5 protein-coding genes are annotated in these 6,849 nt (G+C 68.8%); 4 read left to right on the top strand and 1 reads right to left on the bottom strand.

All coding sequences use genetic code 11. The annotated features are described in order from the left end of the window. Positions 1-8: 8 nt before the first annotated feature. Positions 9-158: a PEP-CTERM sorting domain-containing protein gene (locus tag B0W88_RS35295; protein ID WP_369973841.1), complete on the top strand. Its 150-nt coding sequence runs from the start codon at positions 9-11 to the stop codon at positions 156-158. A 13-nt stretch (positions 159-171) separates the two neighbouring features. Here the strand turns inward: B0W88_RS35295 and uvrA are convergent, their stop codons facing one another. After that, the gene (gene uvrA / locus B0W88_RS03070) at positions 172-3,066 is read right to left on the bottom strand and encodes an excinuclease ABC subunit UvrA (RefSeq protein ID WP_077033179.1); all 2,895 of its coding nucleotides are present in this window, start codon (positions 3,064-3,066) and stop codon (positions 172-174) included. 110 nt (positions 3,067-3,176) lie between these two features. Between uvrA and B0W88_RS03065 the strand changes: the two genes are divergently transcribed. From B0W88_RS03065 to B0W88_RS32490, 3 genes are all read left to right on the top strand, one after another. Then, the gene (locus B0W88_RS03065) at positions 3,177-5,174 is read left to right on the top strand and encodes a S9 family peptidase (RefSeq protein WP_077033178.1); all 1,998 of its coding nucleotides are present in this window, start codon (positions 3,177-3,179) and stop codon (positions 5,172-5,174) included. A 149-nt stretch (positions 5,175-5,323) separates the two neighbouring features. Further along, the gene (locus B0W88_RS03060) at positions 5,324-5,572 is read left to right on the top strand and encodes a hypothetical protein (RefSeq protein WP_077033177.1); all 249 of its coding nucleotides are present in this window, start codon (positions 5,324-5,326) and stop codon (positions 5,570-5,572) included. 189 nt (positions 5,573-5,761) lie between these two features. Then, positions 5,762-6,766 (top strand): hypothetical protein, encoded by a 1,005-nt coding sequence (locus tag B0W88_RS32490; protein WP_083748533.1) that lies wholly within the window; start codon positions 5,762-5,764, stop codon positions 6,764-6,766. Positions 6,767-6,849: the final 83 nt, after the last annotated feature.

Below are 6,849 nucleotides of genomic sequence, written 5' to 3'. Positions count from 1 at the left end.
GCCTGCCGGTGCTGCCGCCCAGCGTGAACACGCCGTCGACCTCGACGACCCCACCCGCCACGACGCCGGCCGTGCCCGAGCCCTCCAGCTGGGCCCTGCTGCTGGCCGGCGTGGGCGTCCTGGCCCTCGTCGGCTCGCGCCGCCGCCGCGCTAGCTGAGGAAGACCATCGATCAGAGCAGGTTCTTCAGGTAGCGGCCCGTGTGGCTGCCCTCGAAGGCCGCGATGTCTTCCGGCGTGCCGGCCACCAGCATGCGCCCGCCGCCCGAGCCGCCTTCCGGCCCCATGTCGATCAGCCAGTCCGCGGTCTTGATCACGTCCAGGTTGTGCTCGATCACGACGATCGTGTTGCCCGCGTCGCGCAGCTGGTGCAGCACCTTCAGCAGCAGCGCGATGTCGGCGAAGTGCAGGCCGGTGGTGGGTTCGTCGAGGATGTAGAGCGTGCGGCCGGTGTCGCGCTTGGAGAGCTCCAGCGCCAGCTTCACCCGCTGCGCCTCGCCGCCGGAGAGCGTCGTCGCGCTCTGGCCCAGCTTCACATAGCCCAGGCCCACGTCCAGCAGGGTCTGCAGCTTGCGTGACAGCGTGGGCACGGCGCTGAAGAACGCGGCCGCGTCCTCGATCGTCATGTCCAGCACCTGGGTGATGTTCTTCCCCTTGTAGAGCACCTCCAGCGTCTCGCGGTTGTAGCGCTTGCCATGGCAGACGTCGCAGGGCACGTAGACGTCGGGCAGGAAGTGCATCTCCACCTTCAGCACGCCGTCGCCCTGGCAGGCCTCGCAGCGGCCGCCGGCCACGTTGAACGAGAAGCGGCCCGGCCCATAACCCCGTTCCCGAGCGGTGTTCATCTCGGCGAACAGCTCGCGGATCGGCGTGAACAGGCCGGTGTAGGTGGCCGGGTTGGAGCGCGGCGTGCGGCCGATCGGCGACTGGTCCACGTTGATGACCTTGTCGAAGGCGTCCAGGCCCTCGATCTCGTCGTGCGGCGCCGGGTCGGCATGGCTCTGGTAGAGCTTCTTGGCGACGGCGGCGTAAAGCGTGTCGTTGACCAGCGTGCTCTTGCCCGAGCCGGACACACCGGTCACGCAGGTCAGCACGCCGACCGGGATCTCCACCGTCACGCCCTTGAGGTTGTTGCCGCGCGCATTGACGATCTTCAGCTGCGCCCCTTCGACCGCCTGGTGGCGGGCCTTGGGCACCTCGATCTTCGCGGCGCCGCTCAGATAGCGGCCGGTCAGCGACTCCGGATTGGCCGCCACCTCGCCCGGCGTGCCCTGCGCGATGACGCGGCCGCCGTGCACGCCCGCGCCGGGGCCGAGGTCCAGCACGTAGTCGGCCGCGCGGATCGCGTCCTCGTCATGCTCGACGACCAGCACCGAGTTGCCCAGATCGCGCAGCCGCCGCAGCGTGGCGATCAGCCGGTCGTTGTCGCGCTGGTGCAGGCCGATGCTCGGCTCGTCCAGCACGTACATCACGCCGGTCAGGCCCGAGCCGATCTGCGAGGCCAGGCGGATGCGCTGCGCCTCGCCGCCGGAGAGCGTGTCGGCGCTGCGGTCCAGGCTCAGGTAGTTGAGGCCCACGTCGTTGAGGAAGCGCAGCCTCGAGCTGATCTCGTGCACGACCTTGTTGCCGATCTCCGCCTTCGCGCCCTTGAGCTTCAGGGTCTCGAAGTAGTCGTGGCACTCGCGCAGCGTCGAATGCTCCACTTCATAGATCGGCCGGCCCTTGAAGCCCTCCGGTGCGTCGGCCGGCTGCAGCACCACGTTGCGCGCCTCGCGGCGCAGCCGTGCGCCGTGGCAGTCGGGGCAGGGCTTGGCCGCCATGTAGCGGGCCAGGTCCTCGCGCACCGCGGTGGAGTCGGTCTCCTTGTAGCGGCGCGAGAGGTTGGGCAGGATGCCTTCGAAAGGATGGGCGCGCTTGATCGAGCGCTTCTTGCCGGTCGAGGTCTCACCCTGGTAGACGAAGCTGATCTCCTCGCTGCCCGAGCCGTGCAGCAGCACCTGGCGCGCTGCTTCAGGCAGCTCCTCGAAGGGTAGTTCGATGTCGAAGGCGTAGTGGGCGGCCACCGCCTCCAGCATCGAGAAGGTGTAGGCATTGCGCCGGTCCCAGCCCTTCACCGCGCCGCTGGCCAGCGAGAGCGTCGGGAAGGCGACCACGCGGTCCGCATCGAACACGGTGGTCTGCCCCAGGCCCTCGCAGGTCGGGCAGGCGCCCACCGGCGAGTTGAATGAAAAGAGGCGCGGCTCCAGTTCCGGGATCGAATAGCTGCAGACCGGGCAGGCGAACTTGCTGGAGAAGATCGTCTCCGTGCCGCTGTCCATATTGAGCACCAGCGCGCGGCCGTCGGCCTGGCGCAGCGCCGCCTCGAAGCTTTCGGCCAGGCGCTGGCGCAGGGTCTCGGCGGCATCCGCGCGCAGCTTGATGCGGTCGATGACGACGTCGATGTCGTGCTTCTCGGCCTTCTTCAATGCGGGGAAATCCGGCGCCTCGACGGTCGCGCCGTCCACGCGGAAGCGCACATAGCCCTGCGCCTGCAGGGCCTCGAACAGCTCGACGAACTCGCCCTTGCGATCGCGCACCACCGGCGCCAGCAGCATCAGCTTGCTGTCCTCGGGCATGGCCAGCACCGCGTCCACCATCTGGCTGACGCTGGAGGCTTCCAGCGGCAGGTGGTGGTCTGGGCAGAAGGGCGTGCCGGCGCGGGCATAGAGCAGGCGCAGGTAGTCGTGGATCTCGGTGACGGTGCCGACGGTGGAGCGCGGGTTGTGGCTGGTCGCCTTCTGTTCGATCGAGATCGCCGGCGACAGGCCCTCGATCACGTCCACGTCCGGCTTGTCCATCAGCTGCAGGAACTGCCGCGCATAGGCCGACAGGCTCTCGACATAACGCCGTTGTCCCTCGGCATAGAGCGTGTCGAAGGCCAGGCTGGACTTGCCCGAACCGGACAGGCCGGTGATCACGACCAGCTGGTTGCGCGGCAGGTCGATGTCGATGTTCTTGAGGTTGTGCGTGCGCGCGCCGCGGACGCGGATCATCGGCGCATCGGCCTTGGGGGAGTCGGCTTCGGGCATGGATAGGGCAGATCAGGCAACCGGCCATCATAGGCCGATGCGAGAAATCCTCGATGGTCAGGCCGTGCGGGCTGTCGTAGCGTCCGGGCTTTTTGTCAGGGAGTTAAGAAATGAAAAGCAACGTGACGGGCTGGAGGCGCCCGTCCTGGGCCGCGCTTGCGCTGGCCCTCATCCCCACGGGGCCGGCTCTTGCCGACGGGCTGCCGCCAGTGGCGGACTTCTATGCCCCGGCCCAGGTGTATCGGCCGAAGTTGTCGCCCGACAACAAGTTCGTGGCGGCGTCCTTCGCTACCGCGAACGGGTACAAGCAGTTGGGCGTCTTCGAACTCGCCAATCTGCAGGCCTCCCGGACGATCGCCGCCATCGAGGGCGTCGATGTAGACGACTACCACTGGGTCAACAGCGAGCGCCTGGTGTTCTCGGTCGGCGATTCGGAGCAGCCCGGCCGCTTCCTGCTGCCAGGCCTGTGGGCGGTGAATCGGGACGGCAGTGATTTCCGCCAGCTGATCTATGCCTCCTACAGCGCCGAGGCGGTCAACAGCCGTGTCATCGACCGTCGCTTGAGCGCCGAATGGTCGCTGCTGGACGTCGTGCGCGATGGCAGCCAGGATGTCGTTGTCGTGGCGCCCACCTGGGACGCCAAGGGCGCCTTCGTCGACACCAAGCTCTCCCGGCTCAATACGCTCAACGGTCTGAGCACCAGCATCAGCGTGGGCGCGCCTGACCATGCCTACGACTGGACGCTGGACCGGCAGGGGCGGCCCGCCGCGGTGACTACGCTGGACAAGGGCCGCTACGCGTCCTACCTGAAAACAGCCAAGGGCTGGGAGCAATGGCAGGAGGCCGATGCCTACAAGGGGAGCTATGCCGAGCCCTACTGGATCGGTCCGGAAGGCGAACTGCTGGTGACCGACCGGCGCGGCGCCGACACGCAGGCGCTCTTCAGCGTCGACCGCCAATCGTTCAAGCCTGCCGAACAGGCCATCGTCAAGCTCAAGGGCTACGACTTCAACGGCGCGCCGATCTACGACGCCCAGGCCGGTCGCCTGCTGGGCTGGCGCTACGAGAACGACGCACCCGGCACCCACTGGGTGGACGCCGACATGAAGGCGCTGCAGGCCGAGATCGATCAGCGCCTGCCCGCCACCGTCAACCTCATCGACTGCGAGAGCTGCACGACCGCGCAGACCGTGATCGTGACGTCCTTCTCGGACCGCCAGCCCTTCATCTACTACCTGTACGACCGCAAGGCCCGCTCGTTCAAGATCCTCGGCCGCGCGCGACCCGCGATCAAGCCCGAGCAGATGGGCCTGCGCGACGTCTACCGCTTCAAGGCCCGTGATGGCATGGAGATCCCGGTCCTGGTGACCCAGCCCGCCGGCAAGGCCGACGGGCCGCGGCCGGCGGTGCTGCTGGTCCATGGCGGTCCCTGGGTGCGCGGCACGCACTGGCAGTGGGAGCAGGACGCGCAGTTCCTGGCCTCGCGCGGCTATGTGGTGATCGAACCCGAGTTCCGCGGCAGCACCGGCTATGGCGCCGACCTCCACCGCGCCGGCTGGAAGCAGTGGGGCCTGGCGATGCAGGACGACCTGGCGGACGCCACCCGCTGGGCCGCGAAGCAGGGCTGGGTGGACCCGCAGCGCGTCTGCATTGCCGGCGCGAGCTACGGCGGCTATGCGGCACTGATGGGGCTGATCCGCGATGCCGAGCTGTACAAGTGCGGCTTCGAGTGGGCCGGCGTGACGGACATCAACCTGATGTATTCCATCGAGTGGAGCGACACCAGCGCCGAGTCCAAGCGCTACGGCATGCCCGTGCTCATCGGCGACCCGGTCGCCGACGCCGCGCAGCTCAAGGCGACCTCGCCGCTGGAGCAGGCCGCCCGGCTCAAGCGGCCGCTGCTGATGGGCCATGGCGGCCGCGACCGCCGTGTCCCGCTGAAGCACGGCACCGCCTTCCGCGACGCGGCGCTGCAGGCGGGCGCCAAGGTGGAGTGGGTGGAATACCCGGAGGAAGGCCACGGCTGGAGCAAGCTCGCCTCCAATGTCGACTGGTGGACCCGGGTGGAGAAGTTCCTGGATCGCAACATCGGCGCGGGTTCTCGCTAGGCCTGTCGCTCATTTCTACCGTTCGCGCCCCGGCGCCTGCGCTTCGTCGCAAGCGCCTGGGAAGCGCGGGGACCGGCTCCGATACTGACTCCATCGACACAGCAAACCCGCTGGTCGCAACGAGTCAGACAAGTCGCAAGGAGCCGATCATGAACAAGCAAGCCACCACTCTCTTCGCCGCCATCGCCGCCGTCCTGTTCGCCGGCGCCGCCCATGCCGCCCCGCAGACGATCGAGAAGCTGCCCACCGTGGTGATCACCGGCAAGGCCGTCAAGCCGCAGCAGCAGCAGGTCGTGCAGCTGCCCACCGTCGTCGTCACCGGCTACTCGATCGAAGGCCAGCTGCGCCGCCAGATGCTGGCCCAGGCTGCTGCTGCCAAGGCGGCCCGCCGCGGCTGATGCGCACGATGATGATGGATCGACGCGTCTGAGGAGCCGAATCCCGGCGGCATCGAGCGACGGTGCCTCCCGGATTCGGCTTCCCCGGCCTGTCCCCTGTTTGCGCGGGGTGCCGCGGGCATTCGTGAATCTGCCCTTAGCGGCTGCGATGACAGGCTCTATCTTGCGGGCTCGCACGGAGAGCCCCGCATGAGTCATCGAGCACCCTGGTGGCAGGCCGCAGTCCTGCTGGCCGTACTGGCCTGGAACGGCGGCGTCCCCGCCGCCGCCGCCACGGAGCCGCCGCCGGTGGCCGACTTCTACCGCGTGCCCAAGCTGCACCGGCCCTTGATGTCGCCGGACAACCGCCACGTCGCCGTGGCCATCGCCGGCCCCGGCGGCTACCGGCGCCTGGCCGTCTTCGACGTGGACAAGCCCGATTCGGCCCAGGTCGTGGCCAGCTTCAACGACGCCGATGTGGACCGCTACCAGTGGGTCAGCAGCAAGCGCCTGGTGTTGAGCGTCGGCGACGACGAGAACCCCGACCGCGCCCTGGCGCCCGGCCTGTGGGCGGTGGACAGCGATGGCGGTGACTTCCGCCAGCTGGTGCTGGCCGGCTTCTTCAGCGAGACCAAGGTGGCCGACCGGCGCCTGCCCGCGCGCTGGAGGCTGCATTCAGTGCTGCGCGACGGTTCCGACGACGTGCTGGTCGAGGCACCGACCTTCGACGGCGCCTTCGAGCTGACCGGCATGAACCTGGCGCGGCTGGACACCCGCACGGGCCTGAGCCGCAGCCTCTCGCTCGGCGCGCCGGAGCACGCGGTCTCATGGGTGGTCGACCGCAGCGGCGCCCCGGTCGCGTTGACGACGTTCAAGAACGGCCGCCGCACCACGATGCTCAAGGAGGCGCAGGGCTGGACCGCCTGGGAGGAAGGCGATGCCTTCGGCGCCGACCTGGTGCAGCCCTACTGGATCGGCCCGGCCGGCGAGTTGCTGGTGCGAGCGCGCCGCGGTCGGGACACCCTGGCGCTCTTCCAGGCGGACCGCAAGACGCTGCAGTTGCCGGCGCAGCCGCTGGTGAGCACGCCCGGCTACGACTTCACCGGCGAGCCCGTCTTCGACAGCGCGGCCGGCCGCGTGCTGGGCTGGCGCTACGAGACCGATGCGCCGGGCACGGTATGGCTTGACCCTGCCATGAAGACGCTGCAGGCCTAGATCGACGCGCAGCTGCCCGGCACCGTCAACCGCATCGACTGCGAGAGCTGCCTGGGCGCGAACACGGTCGTCGTCACGTCCTT

This window comes from Pelomonas sp. KK5 (genome assembly GCF_001984095.1).
In the GTDB taxonomy this organism is placed as follows: domain Bacteria; phylum Pseudomonadota; class Gammaproteobacteria; order Burkholderiales; family Burkholderiaceae_C; genus KK5.
This window is presented reverse-complemented; position numbering and strand designations above follow the sequence as displayed.